Consider the following 21,746-nt stretch of genomic DNA (forward strand, 5'->3'; position numbering starts at 1 on the left):
CTGTCGGTGATAAAATGATTGAAAATACTCCTAAGTTGTTCATACCGGGACCGACTGAAGTGGATGATAGGGTACGCATAGCGATGGCACAAAGAGTTATAGGACATCGTACAAAGGAGATGACTGAGCTTTATGGTGGAATTGTGGAGAAGATGCAGAAACTCTTCAATACTGATCACTATGTGTTTGTTTTCACATCCAGCGGCTCTGCCGTTATGGAAGGTACCATAAGAAATCTAGCAGAGAAGGATGTTTTACACGGTGCTTGTGGTGCTTTCAGCAAGCGCTGGTATGAGATGAGCTTGGCGAATGAAAAAAATGCTGATTTGGTCTGGGCAGATTGGGGCAAGGCAGTAAAACCAGAGATGATAGCAGATGCTATGGAGAAGAAAAAATACGAGCTTCTGGCACAAATACACAATGAGACAAGCACAGGTGTTAAAAATCCCACAGATGAGATTGCAAAAATTGCACATGAGAATGATACTTTAATAGCCATTGATACCGTTTCTTCCCTTGGTGGAGATATGATTGATGTGAATAAGTATGATGTGGTTATCGCCTCCTCGCAGAAAGCTTTGGCCCTTCCTCCAGGTCTTGCCGTGGCTATTGTGAGCGAAGAGGCCATGGAGAAGAGTAAAAAAACAAGGAATAAGGGCTATTATTTTGATTTTGTTCGCATGCTCAAAAGATTTGAAAAGAGTCAGCAGCACCCAACCACCCCATCTGTGCCGCTCTTATACGCCATGGATGTGCAGCTTGATATTATGCTTGAAGAGGGTATGCAGGCAAGATATGAAAGGCATCTAAAAATGCGTGAGATAGTTCATAACTGGGTTAAAAAGAGAGGATTTGAACTATTCGCAGAGAAGGGATATGAAAGTGTGACCGTAACTACGATAACCAACACCTATGGCATATCCATAAAAGAGCTTAATGAGGAGCTAGTGAGAAGGGGATTGCGCATATCAAATGGCTATGGCGAATTGAAAGAGAAAACATTCAGAATAGCACACATGGGTCAATTAACCCCCACCGATATAATGGGCCTCTTAGATACCATCGACGAGATTCTAGAGGCAAAGGGGGTGTACTGAATGAAGGTTGGAATTTGTGACCCAATAGCCAAAGAGGGTGTTGAACTATTGAAAAAAGAGGGTTTTGAAGTTGTGGATCTAACCGGATTGCCGAAGGATGAGTTGTCGAATCATGTGAGGGATTTGGATGCAATCATAGTGCGAAGTGCCACTAAGGTTCGTAAAGAGATGATTGATGCAGCCGAGAAATTAAAGGCCATAGGCCGTGCAGGTGTTGGGTTGGATAATATAGATGTAGAGTACGCTAAGAGCAAAGGAATTAAAGTTATCAACACTCCAGGAGCTACGAGTATAAGTGTTGCGGAGTTAACAATTGGGTTGATTTTAGCGGTGATGCGAAAAATTGCTTATGCTGATAGAGAGATGCGTAATGGTGCTTGGCCTAAGAAGAAGTGTAAAGGCATTGAGATGTATGGAAAAACGCTGGGAATAATAGGAATAGGTAGAATAGGTCGGGAAGTAGCAAAAAGAGCTACGGCCTTTGGAATGAAGGTAATATATTACGATGTTTATCGTCCAGATGAAAGCACAGAAAAAGAGTTAGCCATAGAATTTCGTGAGTTAGATGCTTTGGTCTCCGAAGCGGATGTGATAACTTTGCATTTGCCCCTCACTCCTGAAACGAAGCATTTGATAAATAAGGAGAGAATAGAGATGATGAAGGATGGTGCTATAATAATCAACGCGGCTAGAGGAGGCATTGTGGATGAAAATGCATTATACGAAGCTCTAAAATCTGGAAAGTTATACGGTGCTGCCTTAGATGTGTACGAAAATGAGCCACTTAAAGAGAGCAAATTATTTGAGCTCGACAATATCGTACTCACTCCCCATATTGGAGCGCAAGCAAAGGAAGGACAAACTCGTGCTGGCATAGAAGTTGCTAAAAAGATTGCAGAAGCTTTGAAGTCATAAGGTGATATTATGGTAGAAATCAGGCCATTTAAAGCTCTGCATTACAGCGATGCTTTGATTGGCAGAGATCTTAGCAAGGTGATAACTCAACCTTATGATAAAATAAATAGGGAGATGCTAGATGAGTACTATAAAAAGCACGAGTACAACTTTGCAAAATTGATATTGCCAAGGGAGGAGAACAGATACGAGATGGCTGCCAAAAGACTCCAAGAATGGAAAGAAAATGGAATAATTGTAAGGGACAAAGAACCTGGAATCTATATATACACTCAAGAATTTGAGCTTCGTGGCAAGAAATACACAAGGCGCGGGTTTATAGCGGCTATGCGTTTGCATCCGTTTGAAGAAAGAGTAGTTCTACCTCACGAAAAAACCCACAGGGGCCCAAAGGAAGATCGTTTAAATATGCTTCGTGCAACTAAAACGAATCTAGAGGCAGGATTTGTCCTCTATAAGGATGATGGGAGAGTGAAGGAAATAATAGATGAGGTCATTAAAGGCACTCCAGATTTCTATGGTGTGGATGATTATGGCACAATAACAAGGCTTTACAAAGTTAATGATTATGAGAAAATTAGAACAATTCAAGATGTTCTCAAAGATGAGCAGGTTGTAATTGCAGATGGGCATCACAGGTATGAGACAGCCGTTTATTTCCGTGATGAGATGCGTTCAAAGATTCCAGATTGGAAGGATAACAGCGCATTTAACTACAGGATGACTTATATGGTTAGCTTGGATGATCCAGGCTTAATTGTACTTCCAACTCATAGGCTTCTAGCCAAGGTGAAGATTCAAGAAGAGCAATGGGAAAAAATAAAAGAATATTTTTCAGTGGAGGAGATCGATATAAAGGAGACAGAGGAATTTCTTAAAGAGAATAAAAATAGCAATGCTTTCGTAGTTTACCAAGATGGCAAGGCTTATGGATTGGTGCGAAATAAGGATGTTTCTCAATTTATGAACAAGGAGTGGAGTGAGGCATATCGTAGCTTGGATGCAGTGGTTCTCAGGGAAGTGATCTTTAAAATTCTCGGTGTTAAAGATCCAAAGATAGACGAGGATATCTATTATGAGAGATGGATTGAGGATGCTGTAGAAAAGGTGGATAAAAAAGTAGCAAAAGTGGCATTCTTACTTAACCCAACTCCACCAGAAATAGTATTGGAAGTGGCAAGACATCTTGAGAGAATGCCTCAGAAAACCACGGATTTCTATCCCAAAGTAATTTCTGGCTTCACTATGATGCCCGTAAACGAAAACGAGTTTTTGTAATTTATATATCTCTGTATTTTTTTATTTCCCAATCTGTTATGGCTTGCAAAAACTCTTCAATTTCTAATTTCTTCATATCTATGAATGTATCGTACAGCTCATTACCCAAAGCGTATTTTACAAACTCATCGCTTTCCATAAGCTCTATTGCATCTTCTAGAGATTCCGGCAATGCAGGGTACTCTTTAAGTTTCTCTTTTGATAGGGCATAAAGATCATAATCCACTGGCTCTGAGGGCTCAATTTTTTTCTTTATTCCATCCAAACCTGCAAGAATGATCAAAGAGAAAGCAAGATATGGATTTGCGGAAGAATCTGCATTACGTACTTCTATATCCTTCATCCTTGCCGGAACCCTAATTAAAGTACTTCTATTTCTATACCCCCAAGCCAAATACCTTGGAGCTTCAAGTCCTCCATTTAAACGCTTATAAGAGTTTATAGTCGGATTAGTCAGTGCTGTTATATATGGCATATGCTCTAATATTCCTCCTATAAAATACCGCGCTTCTTGGGATATTTCATTATCTCCCCGAAATATGTTTTCTCCATTCTTTTTCAAGAACATGTGAATGTGCATACCATTACCCGCCATATCTTTCTTTAACTTGGGCATATATGTCACAGCCATGCCCATATCCTTTGCGAGCCACTTTGACACAATTTTCGTATATATGGTATAATCACAAGTAAGCTCAACCCCATCAATCCACAAAAGCTCAACTTCAATTTGCCCAGAAGCATTCTCGTGGTGATGGTACCTTATAGGAATTCCCATATCTTGAACTGCTTCGCTCACCTTTTTCCGGTATTCAAATGTGACATCAGAGTATGGCGGCTCAAAATAATGTGTATTGCCCCTACCATTTTCATTTAGAACAAAGAATTCTAATTCTGGACGAAGAACTGCCTCATAACCCATTTCTTTCAAAGCCAAATCCGCTTTTTCAGCTACATTTTTTGGATCTTTATCGAAAGCATTATCCTCATAGTATGTTTTTAAAAGAACCAAATACTCATCATGCCTCCATGGAATTTTTACAAAAGTTCTCATATCCGGCTTAGCAACCAAATCTGAGCGATTTACCGATGCGAATCCGGGAATAGAAGAGCCATCGATTCCGATACCATTTTTGAAGAAGGATTCATAATCCTTCCTGAGGGCTATAGTGTGAACCTTTCCCATTATATCCGTTAGATTTGCATAAACCCACTCTGTCATAAGGAATAGGAATACTCTCCCATATATCAATCTTTGGAAGTGTTAAATATACTAACAAAATATTGGGTTCAATAAAAATTAACTTTGCTAATATTATCCCATCCAGACAGAGTCGCTTTACTAGGAATTCCCAACAAATGCCTTGAGGTAAAAGAGAATTAAAGCTGCAAACACATCATAGAAAGCAGGGCTATGACATCTATTTTCTAATTTACTACAAAAATTATTTTATTTCTTTGGGAGTAAAGCACCTTTCCTTTAGGGAAGAGGGTAGAGGGAGAAACCGTAGGTGTCTCCTCAGTGGGCCCGCCCGGGTTCGAACCGGGGATCTTCGCCTTGTAAGGGCGACGTCATAACCACTAGACCACGGGCCCCAAGTAGGGAATAAAAGTTTTGTTTTTAAATTTTGTGGATGAAGCCATAAATTTAATAGGTGCAAATAGCATAAAGGGATATGGCTTCAACGATTCGCATAGTTTTCTTTGGCACAGGAGGCTCTTGGCCCTCACCGGAGAGAAATGTGATGAGTATAGGAGTGCAGATTGATAGTGAGGTACTCCTATTTGACTGTGGTGAGGGTACACAAAGGCAAATGATGCACACAAATATGAGTTTCATGAAGATTAAGAGAATATTCATAACCCATTATCATGGAGATCACTTTCTAGGTTTAGCAGGATTAATTCAAACAATGACCCTCAATGAAAGAAAAGAGCCCCTTGAAATTTATGGACCTGAAAGAACGATTGATATTCTGACGAAATTCCTGAATATTGGGTACTATTCACCATCTTTCAAAATAGTTCTCTATGAGTTAAAGGGCAATGAATCTTTAGATTTCGGGGACTATGTAGTCAAAGTGATGAAAACAAAGCACCCAGTTCCTTCCCTGGCCTATGCAATAAAAGAAAAAGACATGCCAAGGATAGATAGAAACAGAGCAAAGGCCTTAGGATTGAATAGCAAGATACTTGAAAAGTTAAGAAAAAATGGGAAAATAGAGTATGAGGGAAAGGAGATCACAATAGACGAGGTAAGCAATGGAGTTAGAGTGGGGAGAAAAATAGTGTATTCTGGAGATACTGCACCGATGGAAGAAATGATTTCCTTTGCTGCTAATGCCAATGTGTTGATTCATGAGGCTACGGTAGAATCATCCCTAGAAGAGCAAGCAAATCAATATGGGCATTCATCTGCAAGGCAGGCGGCTAAAATTGCTAAAAAGGCAAATGTGGATGCCTTACTTCTGGTACACATAAGCCCAAGATACAAAGATGCAAAGATTATTGAAAATGAGGCAAAAAAGATATTCCCTAATAGCAGGGTAATGAATGATTTTGATGAGTTCATAGTGAAAGTTAAAAAAGTTCAGTCCTCGTAAATAATATATTCTTTTTCATTGATTTTAGCAAATATTTTGGAAGATCCAACAAATATTTCAATGCTATCTCCTAGCACGAAACGCTTTGATTGCATTACCTCACCCAAGTGGCAATGGAAATCCTATATTTAAATTCATTCCCAAGATACTATCTCCTTAACCTCATCCTTCGCCTGTTCTCTCTTCTCTTGAAATTCTTTGAGCCAATTGTAAATTATATCTGCCGCTTCTCTTTTGCATGGACCACATACCCTCTTACCTTCCCTACAAGATTCATGTATATCTTTAAGATATGAATCATCATCTATTAGGTGATAAACGAATAGTTCATAAACGGAGCATATATCTGGGTTCCCACCGTATTTTCTATGCTCCTCAAGAGTTACTCCACCCCCCGTTTTAGCGCGCATAACTTTTTTTCTTGCCTCTTCAGGTGAATCTGTCAGAAATATAGCACTTTCAGGAATGGATGAGGACATCTTTCCGCCAGTTAATCCAGTCATAAGGCGATGATAGGTGGCTGCTGGAGGATAAAACGCATTTTCGTTGAATTCCTTCTCGTAGGAGATTATTGCTCTATCAATTCTTATCCAATCTTCTTTTTGTGAATCGAGTATATAAAGAGCCTTATATGGCACATTTATTTTGAACTGAGAAAATCCAGATGCTTCAAGATAAGATATTAGATTTTTCAGTTTTTTCTCTGCATCCTCACCCTTATAGAATACGGCTAATGTAGCACCCTGTTGAGATATGCTAAACATTCTCCACCTTCCTACAATATCTCTCGTTAGACGCATATGGGGATCTTGATCCACGCCCACAGGTACAATAGTGGGCCTTGGGCCCCCAAATTTCTCAAGCTGAACATGGAGTATGTCCCCAACCTGAACCAACGGAGAGAATAAATGGCTCATATTGTCTTCTCCTGAAAAACCATAAATTGCAAGAAACTCACTCATATTCACTTTCTTTGCAAGTTTCCATGCTATATCTTTAACTTCTTGCCGTTTAGATTGGAAATAAACCTCAGTTCTAGCAGGATCTAAACCCAAAGCTATATAGCTCGGGACATACTCTTCCAAAGCAATTCTCTCAGCATCCTTTAAAGGTATACCACGAAACGAGTATGCCTCTATATCTGCAACAGCAATATGGACATCAGCACCTTGAGATTGATAATAGCGAACTTGCTCAATGGTCATTTTGTGTCCAAAATGCATATTTCCCGAGGGCATTAATCCAGTTAAAACAGCAAAATTCCTGTTATTCTTTATGGCATCATAAATGTATTCAAATCCCCTGTGCCCAAATATAACTCCCCTGCGGAAGAGAATAGGGGCATCGGGCAAATCAAAATTAAATGGGGCTATACCAAACTGGTCCCGAAGCTTTGCATAATCTTTGTACTGCTGTGATGACCATGGATTTATGAGCTGCATAGTCGGGTAATGAGTTGCATTTAAATAACTTTTTCAGAAAGCATTGATAATTCTTCCACCGTTGATATGTGCGAGCCAAGATAAAATCCCAACTTTCTTCTATATTCCATATTACACACAACATCATTGCCGCGCAAAAGGTTGAAAAGGCGTCCTGCAAGATAGCTACCTTTCTTATCCCAATCTGTTAAAATTATTATTTTTTTATGTTTTTCTGAAATCCAATCCGCAATATTTGCCAGAGTATGTCCCGAATTTAAAATTATTATATCACCTTCAAATCCAAGCTCTTGCAACGCTTTTTTATCTCTCTTTCCCTCAACTAGAATGGGTATGTTCTCATTATCAGCCTTCATTTCATCCAGAATTTGATATACCTTATCCAATGATTCTCTGGATATTCCAAAGTTATTCATTCCTAAGCCCCACAACTATAATCCTTTCCGAATACTCAGAGAATTCGTTCATATCGTAATCCCCAAAAATTGCCTCTATCTTGAAACCGACTTTTTCCATCTCTTCAACGATTTCATCCTTTTCAATTGGATAAATAGTCATCTCTGCAACTTTTCTTTTTAGATTCTCATTTTCAACTATATCGTAAAAATATAGAAGTTTCCAATTGCCATTTTTCCTTATGGGTACAAAGAATCTGCTGTAAATTTTATCATCTCTGAATTTCGTATCTCCGTGGTGCACGATGCCTTCAACCATCTCAAAGGGATTTATTATATCAACTATCAACCTTCCACCCTTGCGAAGATGCTGGTATGCGTTTTTCAATATTTTCATTCTATCATCTTTAGGAAACATTATCAAAGAGTTTATGCCTATGATTTCTAAGCAAAATCTTTCTTCAATTTTGAAATCTCTCGCATCTCCTTTAAACAATTTTACATTCTTTCCTTCTAAATTCTCTCTAGCTAAGGATAACATTTTCTCATTCAAATCTAAGCCATACATGTTCTGGTGGTCCAGATAATACAAAATTCTCCCCGTGCCGCAAAAGAGTTCAAGCACATTCTCGCACTTATCAGCATATTTTTTGTAAAGGGGAATATCCTCCCTGAAATCAAAATAGAATAAATCGTAGAGTTCCGCTTCCACATCGTAGAACTCCATAGAATCACAGCTTGTATCCTATTTTGCGTAAGAACTCTTTTCTCTCTTTTCTCTTCTCCTCATCCTCTACTCCAAGGGGTGCATAGCCATCCACTATTCCAAGTATTGCGTTTCCCTGTTCTGTTTTTCCTATTATCACCTGCAGAGGATTTGCACTTGCCACCATTATTCTCGTTATCTCCTGCACATTCTTGAGGGCATTGAGAACATTTATGGGATATGCATTTCGTAGGAGTATTATGAAAGCATGCCCAGCTCCAATATTTTTGCAGTTTTCAATTGCAAATTTGGTTAATTCTTCATCAGTGCCCTCGTACCTTATCAACCTATCTCCAGAGGCCTCACAGAATGCAAATCCGAACTTTATGCCTGGCATACTAGTAACTAAGGCCTCATAGATATCCTCTGCGCTTTTTATAAAATGCGTGTATCCTATGATTACATTCACACTATCTTCTAGCTTTTTTACATTTACAACATCAATTTCCATATCCTATAATCTAAAAAATCATTCTTAATATTTTCTCCCAAAATTAATATGTGCTAAGACAATTATGGCGTGGTGGCTCTATGACTCGAATTCTTGCAATGGATGAGGGTACAACCAATGTAAAAGCGTCAATTGTTGATGAGGAGGGAAAGATTATTTCTTCCCTATCAAAAGAATTCAATCAGATTTATCCTAAACCAGGTTGGGTTGAGCACGAGCCTGAGGAGATATGGAGAACTCAAGTAGAAGTTGCTAAGAAAATAACAAAAAATGAGAGAATAGATGCAATAGGCATAACAAATCAGAGAGAGACCGTAGTGGTGTGGGACAAGAATGGAAAGCCAATCTACAACGCAATAGTGTGGCAGTGTAGAAGAACTGCTGATATGATGGAAGAGATAAAAAAAGAGTATGGTGAGATAATAAGAGAGAAAACAGGGCTGATAGCGGATGCATATTTCTCTGCCAGCAAGATAAAATGGCTCTTAGATAATGTTCCACGAGCCAGAGAAAGAGCAAAAATGAGAGAGCTTATGGCCGGTACGATAGATTCTTACCTTATTTACAAACTTACAGGTGAGCATCTCACCGATCATTCCAATGCCTCAAGAACCATGCTCTTCAACATAAAAAAAGGAGAATGGGATGAAGAGCTTCTTGAGTTATTCGGCATCCCTAAAGATATCCTTCCGCATGTTAGAGATTCAAGCAGTGTATTTGGGTACACAAAATTATTTGGAAAGGAAGTGCCTGTAAGTGGAGTTTTAGGAGACCAGCAGGCTGCATTGTTTGGACAAACCTGCTTCTCAAAAGGCATGCTCAAAGTGACTTATGGTACGGGAAATTTCTTGCTGGCAAACACTGGAAATGAAATAGAACATTCAGAGAATCTATTGACCACCGTGGCTTGGAAGATAAAAGGAAATACCACCTATGCCCTTGAAGGAAGCGTGTTCATAACGGGTGCTGCTTTAAAATGGCTTAAAGATTTGGAAATTTTGAAAGATTACGATGATAGTGAGAATCTGGCAAAAAATGCTAAAGATTCAAAATTATTTTTCGTTCCGGCATTCTCGGGCCTTGGCTCTCCCTACTGGGACCCTCATGCAAGAGGTTTGCTAATAGGGATAACGAGAGGCACAAAAAAAGAGGATATAGTGAAAGCTACCTTAGATTCCATAGCGTATCAAACTAAAGATGTTGTAGAAGAAATGAAAAAACAGGTAAAAATTAAAGAAATTAGAGTGGATGGTGGCGCTTCTAAAAATGATTATCTTATGCAATTTCAATCTGATATCTTAGGCATACCTGTTCTAAGGCCAGCAATCCTAGAAACAACATCGCTAGGCGCAGCGTTTATGGCAGGTCTCACTATAGGTGCTTGGGATATGAACGATTTAAAGGGATTATGGAAAGAAGATAGAAGATTTGAGCCCAAAATGAAAGATGAGGATAGAGAAAAATTGTATAAAAGATGGAAAGATGCCGTATCAAGAGCTCTAGGTTGGGCTAAGGAGTAGAAGGTTTTAAATACTCTGAGTTACTAAATACACCAGGGGTATAAATGGGAAAAGAAGAAATAGAGAAAAGATCAAGGGAAATAATGAAAATTCTGGGTAAAGACAAAAATTTCAGTGAGGATTTTAAAATTGAGCTGTTTGGAAATAGATACATTTTATTGTCAACCACCTATTTCCCGTATGAGTTAATGAAAGATATGGAAGAGCTTTTTGGTGGGGTGGGTGATTTTGTCCTTTATCGCGGAGGAAAGAGAGTTGGGAGAAAATTGGTGAGAAAGTATAAAAAATATGTGAAAGACGAATCTTTGGGTATTTATGATGTCATTTCGGCAGTTGGTTGGTACTTTGGATGGGCTTTGGGAGAGAGAATCAAAGAGGGCGAGAACTACAGAATGATACTTTACGATTCATTTGAGGCAGAGAGCTATATGAAGAATGAAGGAAAGAGCGATAAACCAGTGTGCCATTTTATGAGAGGGGTTCTCGCCGGTATTGTAGAAGAGGCGGAGGGAAGTAAATACGAAGGAAAAGAATTGAAATGTATGGTTCAGGGTTACAATTACTGCGAGTTTTTAATAGAAAAAGTGTAATTTTCTTCAAAATTTTTATATTTTTATTTCACATATCCTTTTTCAAAAAAAATTAAAAAGAGGTGATTATGATGAAAAGGTTAGTGGTGGTTGGCATAATGCTCTTACTTCTCATTAATGTAGGTGCCAGTGTAACCTATGCCCAATCGGACTCAAACAAATGGGGCTACAAATTAAATATAAATCTCCAAAATGAGTTTCAACCATATTTGAAGGTACTCACAGATATGATGGTAACCAATTACAATAAAATGAACCAATCATATCAGATAAGCTCATACGATGTAGGGCTAAACGGAAATGTGAAGATGGCAGGTGCAATGAAAAAGGATGGTGCCAATATGTTATTTGATACAGGCTCTTCCACAAATGCAAATTTGAGCTTTTATTTCAACGGCACATTTCCATATTCTAACAATGTTACAAACTTCATAAATAATAATTTCGAGCCAAGAAATATGAATATCTCTGCAAAAACTAACATTATCCAAACAGCTATTTCCAACGGAACAGCGTTTACGGATGGCAAAGGAAATGTTTCCAAAATAATCTCAAAAAATACCAATTTTGCAAAGGTGCATATTAAAGGAAAGAATTTGCCAATACCAGCCATGCTTTATGCAGCTTTAAATGAAAAATACACAAAAATTGATTATGTGAATATAACATGGAAGGCTAGTTTCCTTTCAAATATTTCAACTCCAAGTGATTTGTATTTTTCAGTTGAATTAAATGAAGAGATAAACAATAAAAAAGTGAATTTGATAAAGATTTCCGATATAAGTTTGTATGATGAGAACTTAAGCTTGAGCATTAAAGATGTGAACCATAATGGGCTATTAGACACGGGAGATATTATAGGTATTCATGGAAATCTAAGTTATATTCAACATCTTATAGAGCACGATAAATCTGTAGTTCTCCATATACCGTTTGAATATAAAGGGCACATAATTTATGTGGAACCAGATTTTTCCTACTTTTTTGGCCAATGGTGGAGCTCTTCAGTTAGCATATCCACTATAGTCCAAAGCATACCTACGCAATACATGGGGATAATAGATCAATTTTCAAATATGTCTCCATATGATAATTTCGATTTCACAATAGAAACAGAATACAATAGGAATGCTACGATAAGTTTTTCACCAGCATTGCCTTTAATGCCAACCTCCAAGCACAATTTAACAATGAGCATAAATGGAAACTACTCAGGAGTAATAAAGATAATAGGGCTTCAAGAGAAATACATTAAGATGTTAGAATTGCTACTCAACAAAACATTTACAATAAATGGCAATGTGGCAGAATACTTCTTCAATGGTAATTTCTCAAAATCTAAAAACATAAGTTCACCTACTCTCCATATCAGTGGAGAGATGCAATACGGCGGGGAGAATGTATATGTGGTGCAAATTATGAATACAAATGATACTTGGAATCCTTCCCAAATACACAATTTCCACTTCTACTATTTCTATTCTAAATCCAAGGGATTCATAGTTGGTGGAGGCATAAACTTAGGGATAAAGAAATTTGACACAGAGCCCACAACTTATGAAAATGCAATGAACGAAATTAAATCAATACAGAAAGAGGAAAAATCAGAGAGCAATAACCCAAGCAATTCTGCAGGTCCTTCATGGCTCATACCTCTATCCATAGGCATTATAATTATCGTAATAATTGCAGTAATAGCCATAGCCTTCACAAAGAGAAAAGGAAAATAATATACAACAATAATCTTCTCTTTTTTATGAAAATATTTTTTTGGTGAGTTCTCTTTACCCCTATGCTCTACTACGAGAATCCTTATTTGAAAAGCGTGGAAGTTGAGGTTGAAGAGAGAAAAGGGAATAAATGCCTTCTATCAGATACCATTTTGTATCCGGGTGGTGGGGGGCAACCACCTGATGAGGGTATTGCAATTTGTAATGGAGAAGAATTTTCTATAAAGCACATAGGCTCTTTATGGCACGAAATAGATGGAATTTGCAAATGCGACAAAATGAAAATAATTTTAAACTGGGATAGAAGGTACCTATTGATGCGTTCCCACACCGCAGAGCATACATTCTTTAGATTCTTGGAAAATAAAGGTGCTAAGATGGGAAAGATTGCGCTAGGGGAGGTATCATCGATAATTTTTCAAGGAGATATTAGTGCAGAGGATATCTTGGATGCTGAGAAGCGCACAAGAGAATTAATAAAAGAGGGAAGAAATGTGAGTACCTTTTGGATTAACAAGGATGAAATTAGAAACTATCCTGATTTGAGGATAAAACTTGAGAGAATAAAAGATGAGAAGATAAGAGTGGTGAAAATAGAGGGACATGATTTATCTGCCTGCAAAGGTGTTCATATTTCCAATCTATCTGAAATAGAGGACTTTGCCATAGTGCATTTTAGAATGGGAAAGAGAAAGGAAGTTAAATTTGTAATTGGTGAGATGGCAAGGAATTATCATTATAGAGCCTCACAATCACTGCGTAAATTAATGTGGAAGAGAAATTTAGATATGGATAAAATCGAGAATTATCTTGAGAATTTGGAGAATGAGAATGAAATAATGAGAAAAGCTTTAAGAGACGCAAGCAAGGATGCAAAATTCAATGTTGAAAAATGTGGAGAAATTGAGTTGCATTACCTCTTTTTACCCTATGCTGAGAAGAAAATCATCCAAAGAAAAGCGTTGGAGATAGCAAATCATAATAAGGCAGTAGTAGTATATGGAATTGGTGAGAGCAATGTGGTATGCATTGCATACAATCCCTCATATCCATGGGCGAGAAATGAGTATATGGGGCTTTTGAGCATGATGAATGGTCGCGGAGGAGGTAAAGGAAATTTTGTAAGTGGAAGTGTTGAAGATGCTAAAAAGTTTGTAGAAGAGTTGAAAAAAATTATATGTGAGAAGGCATTACAATTGCATGGTGATGAAAATGGATATAGTTAATCTGCTCAGAGATTTTGTTATGCTTCCAGGAGTAAGCGGCTTTGAGAGACCAATTAGAGACTATCTCCTTGAAAAACTGAAAAGTTTGAATCCCAAGGTAGATGCTGTAGGAAATGTTTATGTAACGATAGGCGAGGGAAAAGAGCATATTGCAATCATGGCGCATATGGATGAAATCGGATTTGTCACAACGCATATTGAGGAGAATGGATATATTCGATTTGCACCAGTTGGTGGTGTAGATGACAGGATGCTTTACGGTAGAGTAGTAGAAATATTTACTCCAAGAGGTACAATTTACGGCGTTATAGGGCTTATTCCCCCGCATCTCAGCACTCAAGAAGATAGAAAAAAGAATCCCACTTGGAAAGAGCTTGCAATAGATATAGGTGCAAAGAGCAGAAAAGAAGCGGAATCTCTGGGGCTTGGACCAGTTATGCCTGGACGCTGGAAAAAAGATTTTGTGAGAATGGGTGATTACATAGTAACAAGGGGAATAGACGACCGTGTTGGCTGTGCAATTCTCTTTGATGTTCTAAATAGAGTAAAAAATAAAAAATTAAATAAGAAGGTAACATTTATATGGACCGTCCAGGAAGAGACGGGATTGAGAGGTGCAAGCGCTATAACAACAAGAATGGAATTTGATGAGGTTTATGCCATAGACACCATGACAACTGGAATGATGCCGGGAGTACCATTTCATTTGAGCCCCGTTAAAATAGGAGAAGGCCCCGCAATAAGATTTTTCGATAGAAGAGGAGCAGCTTCCGAATTTTTGAGAGATAAAATAATCAATATTGCATCTGAAAATGGCATCCCAATTCAAATTGCAATCACTGGGGGCTCCACTGATGCTTCTGTTGCATTCAATCATGGATTGAAAGCTCTACCCATATGCATACCTGTAAAATACACCCACAGCCCCGTAGAAATGTCAAACCTTGCCGATATAAAAAACACTATTGAACTTCTAGAAAAAATAATAGAAGATTAAATTTACATCTCTTCTTTTATTGCATTTGCCAACCTCTTGATTCCCTCCTGTATATCCTCTATGGACGGGTATGTGAAATTCAATCTCAGTGTATTTTTATGGTCTCTATATGGGAAGAATGCCGCGCCTATAACAAATGCAACTTTATTCTTTATCGCCCTGTTAAATAGTTTCTGAGCGTCCATACCCTCGGGCAGAGTTACCCAGAGGAACATTCCTCCATCTGGCTTGGTCCATGAAACGCCTTCAGGGAAATAATCTTCAAGGGCATCAAGCATTACATCTCTCTTCTCCTTGTATATTTTTATTATCTTCGGTATGTGCTCATCAAAATATCCACCCTTCAGATATTCTTGAGCTACATACTGCAAGAATGGAGTGGTGCATAAATCAACTCCCTGCTTTGCCAGAACCGCTTTTTGAATTATGTCCTTATGTGCTACCATATACGCGATTCTCATCCCTGGACTCAGAGTTTTTGAAAATGTACCAAGGTAAATCACTCTATCATCCTTATCCATTCTCTTTATCTGGGGCACAGGCTCTCCTGAGAAGCGTAACTCTTCATAAGGTGCATCCTCTATAACGAGAATATCATACTCTTCAGCGAGCTCAAGAAGATGTTTTCTCCTATCTTCTGATAGGGTGACTCCAGCAGGATTCTGAAATGTAGGAATTGTGTAAATCAATTTTGGCTTTACATTCTCTCTTTTCAACTCTCGAAGTCTCTCTTCTAGCATATCAACCTTCATTCCATCATTATCCATCTCGATCTGCTCATATTTTGGATTATATGACTGGAAAGCGGTTAAAACTCCAACATAGGTGGGGGCCTCTACAATGACAGTATCTCCCGGATCAATGAAAATTTTAGCAGAGAGATATAGCCCTTGCTGTGAACCGGTAGTCACAAGAATATTGTCCCTTTCAATATTTTTGAATTTGTAGCGTGAGGTTAAAAAATCAACAAGGGTATCTCTAAACGAGTTTACTCCCTCGGTAGAGCCATATTGAAGCATTTTATCTCCATATTTATCCATCATATAAGACACGATGTTCTTTATTATATCAACAGGAAAAGCCTGAGGACTCGGAAGACCACCTGCAAGAGATATTATATCAGGCTCCTGGGTAACCTTTAGTAATTCTCTAATTTCAGATGCTTTCAAATGCTTCGCAAGAGCGGAGAATTCTTCATCCCACATTTTTAATCACCAAGGGGTAATGCCAGCCGCTAATATTAAGTTTATTCTATTACCAAATATTACCAAAATTGGTAAGAAAAAAGTTTAAATTTTTAAAATACATTGATTCCTATGCAGGAGGAAATTTTAAAAAATGTTAGGGAAAAAAGGGTAAAATACATACATCTGCAGTTTATGGATATTTTGGGACAAGTGAAGAGTGTTATGATTCCTAATATAATGCTAGAGAAGGCCCTGAGTGAGGGGATAGTTTTTGATGGTTCTAGCATAGCAGGATATGCAACTATTGATGAAAGTGATATGCGTGCTGTGCCCGATGCAAACACATTCCAAATAATGCCTGATGATCCTAAAACTGCCACAATAATATGCGATACATACTTACCAAATGGAAAGAGATTTGAAGGAGACCCGAGATATGTTCTTCAAAGAATTCTAAAGAAGGCGGAAGATAAAGGGTTTAGATTCGTAACAGGCCCTGAATTTGAATTTTTTCTCTTTAAAATGAATGATGGGAAACCCAGCTTAGAGCCGAATGACTATGGAGGATACTTTGATTTTGGACCTGTGGATAAAGGCGAGGAAGTGCGCAAAGAAATAGTTGGGATATTCGCAGATATGGGTTATAAGCCCGAAGCAACTCATCATGAAGTGGCTCCTGGACAGCACGAGATAGATCTGAGATACGGTTATGCCCTAACAATTGCAGATAGAATTTTAACTTTAAAAGCAATGATTAAAAGGGTGGCTCTAAAACATGGACTATACGCTACCTTCATGCCAAAGCCGATATTTGGTATAAATGGTACGGGAATGCATGTGCATCAGAGCTTGCTCACTCTTGATTTTGAAGGCAACAAATTCTATGATCCTAACGGAAAATGGCAATTAAGCGATATTGCCTTGCATTATATAGGAGGACTGTTAAAGCATGCAGATGAAACAACTGCCATTTTGAATTCTTGGGTTAATTCTTATAAAAGATTGGTTCCCGGATATGAGGCACCTGTATACATCTCTTGGGCAAATCTCAACAGAAGCGCTTTGATTAGGGTACCTGCAGGTAGGGGCATAAAAACTAGAATTGAGCTAAGAAATCCCGATCCTGCTGGAAATCCATATTTGCAATTTGCCGTTATGCTAGCCGCTGGCTTGGATGGAATTGAAAAGAAGATCGAGCCACCAGAGCCCGTAGAGCAGAACATATACGCAATGAGCCCCGATGAAAGAAGGGAGAAAGGTATAAAATCCCTGCCTGAAAGTTTGGGAGAAGCCCTTCATCATTTAAGCAGAAGCGAATTCATGAAAAATATTCTCGGAGAGCACATATTCAATCATTTTCTGCATGTAAAGCGGAGAGAATGGGAGGATTACAGGGCACAGGTAACCCAGTGGGAAATTGATAATCTATTGCCGATACTCTAAAAATATTAATCAAACCTCGCCATTATGCAACTAATGGATGAAAAAGAAATAGAGGATTTGCTGCAAAAATACTACCTTAAAGATATGCATTATGAAGATGGAAAAATCCTAGGCTCAATGTACACCAAGCCACCAGAAATTGCATTAAAGGCATTTTTCAAATTTTATCAAGCCAATTTGGGAAATCCGGGATTGTACAAAGGCACTGTGGAGATAGAAAGAGAGGTTGTAAAATTCCTGTTGAGATTAACATCTGGCAAAGATGATTTTTTCGGCCATGTGGTAAGTGGAGGCACTGAAGCGAATGTAATAGCCCTCTGGGCTGCAAGGGAGATGGGCTACAAAAGAGTACTTGCTACTCAAGATGCTCATTTCTCAATAAGAAAGGCAGCAAATTTACTTAAATTATCATTGGAAAATGTAGAAATAATAAAGGGAAGAATGAGTATTGAAGACCTTGAGAGAAAAATAAAAGGGGGGGATATAATAGTAGCGACTGCAGGTACAACACCTCTTGGATTTATAGATCCAATCGAGGAAATAGGAAAAATTTGTGAAATGCATAATTGCTTTCTGCATGTGGATGCTGCCTTTGGAGGCTATGTTATACCATTTTTGAGAGAATTGGGGTATACAAATAAAAAATTTGGATTTGATATTTCGGCCGTTAGAACAATTACCATTGACCCCCATAAAATGGGTATGGCACCGTATCCTGCCGGAGGAATTGTGAGCAAAGAGAACATATTTGAGAAAATAGAAATAGAAGCACCATACTTGATGGTGGGAAAGAATGAGGGTTTGCTAGGTACAAGGCAAAGTGGGAGTGTTGCAGCAGCATACGCAGCCCAACTATACTTTGGATGGGATGGATACAGAGAGATAGTAAAGAAATGTATGGAAAATACAAATTACCTTGTAAAAAGGGCAAGAGAGGAGAATTTTGAGATTTTAGAAATGCCTGAAATGAACATAGTAAATATAAAAATTAAGAATGTGGGGAAAGTGAAAAAGGAATTGTATGCAAGGGGATGGGGTATTTCCACAAATCCAAAGTATTCATCATTGAGGATAGTTGTAATGCCCCATGTGACAAAAGAAATTATAGATGAATTTCTAGGTGAGCTTAAAAATATAAAAAAGAGTTATGGGTTATAGTGATGTCCGTACTTGGCCCACCAAGCATCAACTTGCTCTTGCAATTTTTTCACATACTCTGGATTCTTAAGAAGATGCCTAAATCTCCCCTGCGGTTTCAGATACTCCTCAACTGGCTTGAATTTCTTTGGCTTGTATGTTATGCGCATATTCTCAAGGTCTCCGTCAACAACTTCCCAGAGCGGGAATATACCAGTATCGGATGCAAGTTTCATTATCTCAACAGTTTTGCTTGGGTCATGTCTCCATCCAGTGGTGCAAGAGGATATGACATGCAAGAATCTTGCACCCTCGTAACTTAATGCCTTTTGTACTTTCTTCTTGAAATCATTGAATATCGCCGGATTTGCTGTGGCGACATACTTGGCATTATGGGCTGCTATTATTCTAGCCACAGGTTTTTTAGGCTGTAATTTTCCAATTGGATTTGCACTTCCTACCTTGCTAGTTGTTGTCCAAGCGCCCCAAGGCGTGGCTCCGCTTCTCTGTATGCCTGTGTTCATATACGCCTCATTATCGTAGAGAACATACAATACATTATGTCCACGCTCAACCATACCACTGAGTGCTTGGAATCCTATATCCGCAGTACCGCCATCGCCACCAAACGCAATTATATTCAATTTCTCACCCTTTGCACGGGCAGCTGCTTCAATACCACTGGCCGCAGCGGCAGCGTTTTCAAAGGCCACATGGAGCCAAGGTACGCGCCAAGAGGTGCGAGGATATGCCGTTGTTGCAACTTCCAAACATCCTGTAGCATTAACTACTATTGTATTAGGACCAGCAAGTTTGAGAACCCATTTGACGATTATGGGTGCAGCGCAACCAGCGCACATTCCGTGCCCCGGTGCAAAAAACTCTTCTTTTTCGTAATTCATACCAATCCCTCCGCTTTAAGCACAGCTTCCTTATTTACATCAACCCAGTTAACCTCATCCACATCTTCCTTCAATGCCTTCTCTGCAATCTCTACAACCTCGCCTAATGACTTGAATGTTATGTCTCTTCCTCCAAGTCCAATGATGAAATCAATGATTTTTGGCTTCTTGCTCTCATTGGCAAATGTGGCGGCTAGCTCGGCATAAACAGCTCCTCCAAAGCCGAAGGATATGTTTCTCTCTAACACGGCAACTACAGGTACATCCTTTAGCAATGCTCTTAATTCTTCCTTTGGAAACGGCCTGAATGTCGTGAGCTTGAGCAATCCCACCTTCTTACCTTCTTTTCTCAATTTCTTAACAAATTCCCTAGTTGTGGAAGTCATGGAACCCATTGTAACTAGGACAATATCCGCATCCTCCAAGAATTCTGGAGTCACCTTGGAGTACTTCCTTCCAAATTTGTTGTGGAACTCTTCAAACACTTCGTCTATAACCTTCTTGGCACGCTCCATCGCAATCCACTGCCCATACTTGAATTCCATAAAGTACTCTGGAAATCCAAATGCTCCCAATGTAGCTGGTTTCTCCGGGTCTAGAGTTACATAATGAGGTACAAACTCGCCCAAGAAATCGTCCACATCCTTCTGTTCTGGAATCTCCACTGGCTCTACTGTGTGAGTTAGCACGAATGCATCGATACCCACCATCGCTGGAAGTAGGATTCTCTCATCTTCCGCTATCTTAAATGCCATTATACCCAAATCCAAGCCCTCTTGATTGCTCTCAGCATAGAACTGCATCCAGCCAGTATCACGCTGTGCCATCATATCTTGGTGGTCGCACCATATGTTTATTGGTGCACTCAAAGCCCTATTTCCTATGCCCATAACTATGGGCAAGCGCATACCAGAAGCTATGAAAAGAACTTCATGCATTAAAGCAAGGCCTTGAGATGCTGTAGCAGTACCAACACGCACACCGTGGGCACTTGCACCTATGGCAGCGGAGATTGCGCTATGCTCACTTTCCACGGGTACAAATTCGGCATCCATCTCTCCATTTGCCAAGAACTCACTTATCTTTTCAGGAACTAAAGTAGAAGGTGTGATGGGATACGCAGGTATTACTTTCACTCTAGCAAGCTTGAATGCATACGCTATTGATTCATTACCTCTAATCATCGCCTTCATTTACTTCTCCTCCTTCACAAAATCTATTGCTTTTACAGGACATTCATTATAGCATATTCCACAACCCTTGCAGTAGTCATAATCAATTACCACCACGGGCAATTTCTTTAATGCTTCCTTTGGTGCTGGTGTTTTCATTCTAGTTTCTTCGTCATCATACCTCAATATAGAGGGCTCTGGGCAAAATTGCCAGCAAATTAAGCAACGAATACATTTATCATAGTTTATCACAGGCTTAAACACCCTCCAAGTTCCAGTTTTATTTTCAATAGAATTACCTGGATCAGTAATTACAGCTCCTCGGGTTATAACATCCATTTTTTACCACCCCAATACAGTTTGTTTGTAGGCATCTTCCGCCGCTAAAGCGTTTTCCTCCTTTTTAGCAGGAGCATTCTCACGAATTGCCTCAAGCACATACTCAATTTTCACATTTCCAACTGCTTTGGCATAAGCTCCAAGAATTGCTGTATTCACTATGGGCGCAGCCATGGAGCCAAGTTTATGTTCCAAAGCGACTCTTGTAGCATCAACTGTTGCAATCTTGTAATTTCCAAGATTAAACTCCTCTGGCTTCTTTGCAGTGTTAATCACTATAATTCCCCCCTCCTTCAAGCCCTCGGTAACATCAATGACATCCATAAGGGAAGGGTCAAGCACCACAACAGCATCTGGATTGTACACATTCATTCTCACATCGATTTTCTTGTCATCAATTCTAGTAAACGCTTGTACAGGTGCACCTCTGCGCTCCACGCCAAAATAGGGAAACGATTGAGCGTAGAACCCTTGCTTCACTGCTGCTATGGCCAGAATATTGGCCGCCGTAACGGCTCCCTGGCCTCCTCTTCCATGGAATCTTACTTCGTACATA

Annotated in this window: 21 protein-coding genes and 1 tRNA gene; 11 read left to right on the forward strand and 11 right to left on the reverse strand. The window is 39.0% G+C overall.

Annotation, left to right across the window (positions count from 1 at the left end; genetic code table 11):
• Positions 1 to 14 precede the first annotated feature (14 nt).
• The 3 genes from ABOO_RS07165 to ABOO_RS07175 are packed head-to-tail and all read left to right on the forward strand — an operon-like array spanning position 15 to position 3,290.
• Positions 15 to 1,097, forward strand: coding sequence for a pyridoxal-phosphate-dependent aminotransferase family protein (locus ABOO_RS07165; protein WP_008084037.1), 1,083 nt, complete (start codon positions 15 to 17; stop codon positions 1,095 to 1,097).
• The gene (locus ABOO_RS07170) at positions 1,098 to 2,012 is read left to right on the forward strand and encodes a D-2-hydroxyacid dehydrogenase (protein WP_012997421.1); all 915 of its coding nucleotides are present in this window, start codon (positions 1,098 to 1,100) and stop codon (positions 2,010 to 2,012) included.
• Positions 2,013 to 2,021: 9 nt separating this feature from the next.
• Entirely contained in the window at positions 2,022 to 3,290 is a 1,269-nt protein-coding gene (locus ABOO_RS07175; protein WP_008084040.1) for a DUF1015 domain-containing protein, read from the forward strand.
• 1 nt (position 3,291) lies between these two features.
• On the opposite strand, the gene ABOO_RS07180 is transcribed toward ABOO_RS07175, so the two are convergent.
• Together ABOO_RS07180 and ABOO_RS07185 are read right to left on the reverse strand one after the other, a co-directional pair.
• Positions 3,292 to 4,512 (reverse strand): glutamine synthetase family protein, encoded by a 1,221-nt coding sequence (locus tag ABOO_RS07180; protein WP_008084009.1) that lies wholly within the window; start codon positions 4,510 to 4,512, stop codon positions 3,292 to 3,294.
• A gap of 301 nt (positions 4,513 to 4,813) precedes the next feature.
• A tRNA-Val gene (locus ABOO_RS07185) sits at positions 4,814 to 4,886 on the reverse strand.
• An 80-nt stretch (positions 4,887 to 4,966) separates the two neighbouring features.
• Between ABOO_RS07185 and rnz the strand changes: the two genes are divergently transcribed.
• Positions 4,967 to 5,893, forward strand: coding sequence for a ribonuclease Z (gene rnz / locus ABOO_RS07190; protein ID WP_008084039.1), 927 nt, complete (start codon positions 4,967 to 4,969; stop codon positions 5,891 to 5,893).
• Positions 5,894 to 6,027: 134 nt separating this feature from the next.
• Here the strand turns inward: rnz and ABOO_RS07195 are convergent, their stop codons facing one another.
• The 4 genes from ABOO_RS07195 to ABOO_RS07210 are packed head-to-tail and all read right to left on the reverse strand — an operon-like array spanning position 6,028 to position 8,947.
• Positions 6,028 to 7,335 (reverse strand): tryptophan--tRNA ligase, encoded by a 1,308-nt coding sequence (locus ABOO_RS07195; RefSeq protein WP_008084068.1) that lies wholly within the window; start codon positions 7,333 to 7,335, stop codon positions 6,028 to 6,030.
• A gap of 20 nt (positions 7,336 to 7,355) precedes the next feature.
• Complete coding sequence (locus tag ABOO_RS07200; protein WP_008084154.1) at positions 7,356 to 7,751, reverse strand: toprim domain-containing protein; 396 nt, start codon at positions 7,749 to 7,751, stop codon at positions 7,356 to 7,358.
• Positions 7,744 to 8,457: a class I SAM-dependent methyltransferase gene (locus ABOO_RS07205; RefSeq protein WP_008083996.1), complete on the reverse strand. Its 714-nt coding sequence runs from the start codon at positions 8,455 to 8,457 to the stop codon at positions 7,744 to 7,746. Before ABOO_RS07205 ends, ABOO_RS07200 begins: the two co-directional genes overlap by 8 nt.
• A gap of 4 nt (positions 8,458 to 8,461) precedes the next feature.
• Positions 8,462 to 8,947: an adenosine-specific kinase gene (locus ABOO_RS07210; RefSeq protein ID WP_008083995.1), complete on the reverse strand. Its 486-nt coding sequence runs from the start codon at positions 8,945 to 8,947 to the stop codon at positions 8,462 to 8,464.
• An 80-nt stretch (positions 8,948 to 9,027) separates the two neighbouring features.
• Here ABOO_RS07210 and glpK point away from each other — a divergent pair, with 80 nt between their 5' ends.
• From glpK to ABOO_RS07235, 5 genes are all read left to right on the forward strand, one after another.
• Positions 9,028 to 10,467, forward strand: a complete 1,440-nt coding sequence (gene glpK, locus ABOO_RS07215; protein WP_008084137.1) for a glycerol kinase GlpK — start codon at positions 9,028 to 9,030, stop codon at positions 10,465 to 10,467.
• Positions 10,468 to 10,511: 44 nt separating this feature from the next.
• Positions 10,512 to 11,057: a V4R domain-containing protein gene (locus tag ABOO_RS07220; protein ID WP_008084107.1), complete on the forward strand. Its 546-nt coding sequence runs from the start codon at positions 10,512 to 10,514 to the stop codon at positions 11,055 to 11,057.
• A gap of 71 nt (positions 11,058 to 11,128) precedes the next feature.
• A complete protein-coding gene (locus ABOO_RS07225; protein WP_008084129.1) occupies positions 11,129 to 12,787 on the forward strand; it encodes a hypothetical protein in 1,659 nt (552 codons plus the stop codon).
• A 62-nt stretch (positions 12,788 to 12,849) separates the two neighbouring features.
• Entirely contained in the window at positions 12,850 to 14,013 is a 1,164-nt protein-coding gene (locus tag ABOO_RS07230) for an alanyl-tRNA editing protein (protein WP_008084089.1), read from the forward strand.
• The gene (locus tag ABOO_RS07235; RefSeq protein WP_012997423.1) at positions 13,988 to 15,010 is read left to right on the forward strand and encodes a M42 family metallopeptidase; all 1,023 of its coding nucleotides are present in this window, start codon (positions 13,988 to 13,990) and stop codon (positions 15,008 to 15,010) included. Before ABOO_RS07230 ends, ABOO_RS07235 begins: the two co-directional genes overlap by 26 nt.
• A 2-nt stretch (positions 15,011 to 15,012) precedes the next feature.
• On the opposite strand, the gene ABOO_RS07240 is transcribed toward ABOO_RS07235, so the two are convergent.
• Positions 15,013 to 16,215 carry an aminotransferase-like domain-containing protein gene (locus ABOO_RS07240; protein ID WP_008084044.1) on the reverse strand — a complete coding sequence of 401 codons (1,203 nt, stop codon included), beginning with the start codon at positions 16,213 to 16,215 and terminating at the stop codon, positions 15,013 to 15,015.
• Between the two features lie 111 nt (positions 16,216 to 16,326).
• Between ABOO_RS07240 and ABOO_RS07245 the strand changes: the two genes are divergently transcribed.
• Both ABOO_RS07245 and mfnA read left to right on the forward strand, forming a co-directional pair.
• On the forward strand, positions 16,327 to 17,640 hold the full coding sequence (locus ABOO_RS07245; RefSeq protein ID WP_008084109.1) for a glutamine synthetase family protein: 1,314 nt from the start codon (positions 16,327 to 16,329) through the stop codon (positions 17,638 to 17,640).
• A 33-nt stretch (positions 17,641 to 17,673) separates the two neighbouring features.
• Positions 17,674 to 18,798 (forward strand): tyrosine decarboxylase MfnA, encoded by a 1,125-nt coding sequence (mfnA, locus tag ABOO_RS07250; RefSeq protein ID WP_008084155.1) that lies wholly within the window; start codon positions 17,674 to 17,676, stop codon positions 18,796 to 18,798.
• Here mfnA and ABOO_RS07255 read toward each other — a convergent pair.
• From ABOO_RS07255 to ABOO_RS08015, 4 genes are read right to left on the reverse strand one after another with little or no spacing between them, the layout of a single operon-like run.
• Entirely contained in the window at positions 18,786 to 19,679 is an 894-nt protein-coding gene (locus ABOO_RS07255) for a thiamine pyrophosphate-dependent enzyme (RefSeq protein WP_008083231.1), read from the reverse strand. The genes mfnA and ABOO_RS07255 overlap by 13 nt on opposite strands.
• The gene (porA, locus tag ABOO_RS07260; protein WP_008084053.1) at positions 19,676 to 20,872 is read right to left on the reverse strand and encodes a pyruvate synthase subunit PorA; all 1,197 of its coding nucleotides are present in this window, start codon (positions 20,870 to 20,872) and stop codon (positions 19,676 to 19,678) included. Before porA ends, ABOO_RS07255 begins: the two co-directional genes overlap by 4 nt.
• The gene (locus ABOO_RS08010; RefSeq protein ID WP_012997424.1) at positions 20,873 to 21,190 is read right to left on the reverse strand and encodes a 4Fe-4S binding protein; all 318 of its coding nucleotides are present in this window, start codon (positions 21,188 to 21,190) and stop codon (positions 20,873 to 20,875) included. It lies immediately after the preceding gene.
• 3 nt (positions 21,191 to 21,193) lie between these two features.
• Positions 21,194 to 21,745, reverse strand: a complete 552-nt coding sequence (locus ABOO_RS08015) for a pyruvate ferredoxin oxidoreductase subunit gamma (RefSeq protein WP_012997425.1) — start codon at positions 21,743 to 21,745, stop codon at positions 21,194 to 21,196.
• Position 21,746: the final 1 nt, after the last annotated feature.

The organism is Aciduliprofundum boonei T469 (assembly GCF_000025665.1).
Classification (GTDB): Archaea; Thermoplasmatota; Thermoplasmata; order Thermoplasmatales; family Aciduliprofundaceae; genus Aciduliprofundum; species Aciduliprofundum boonei.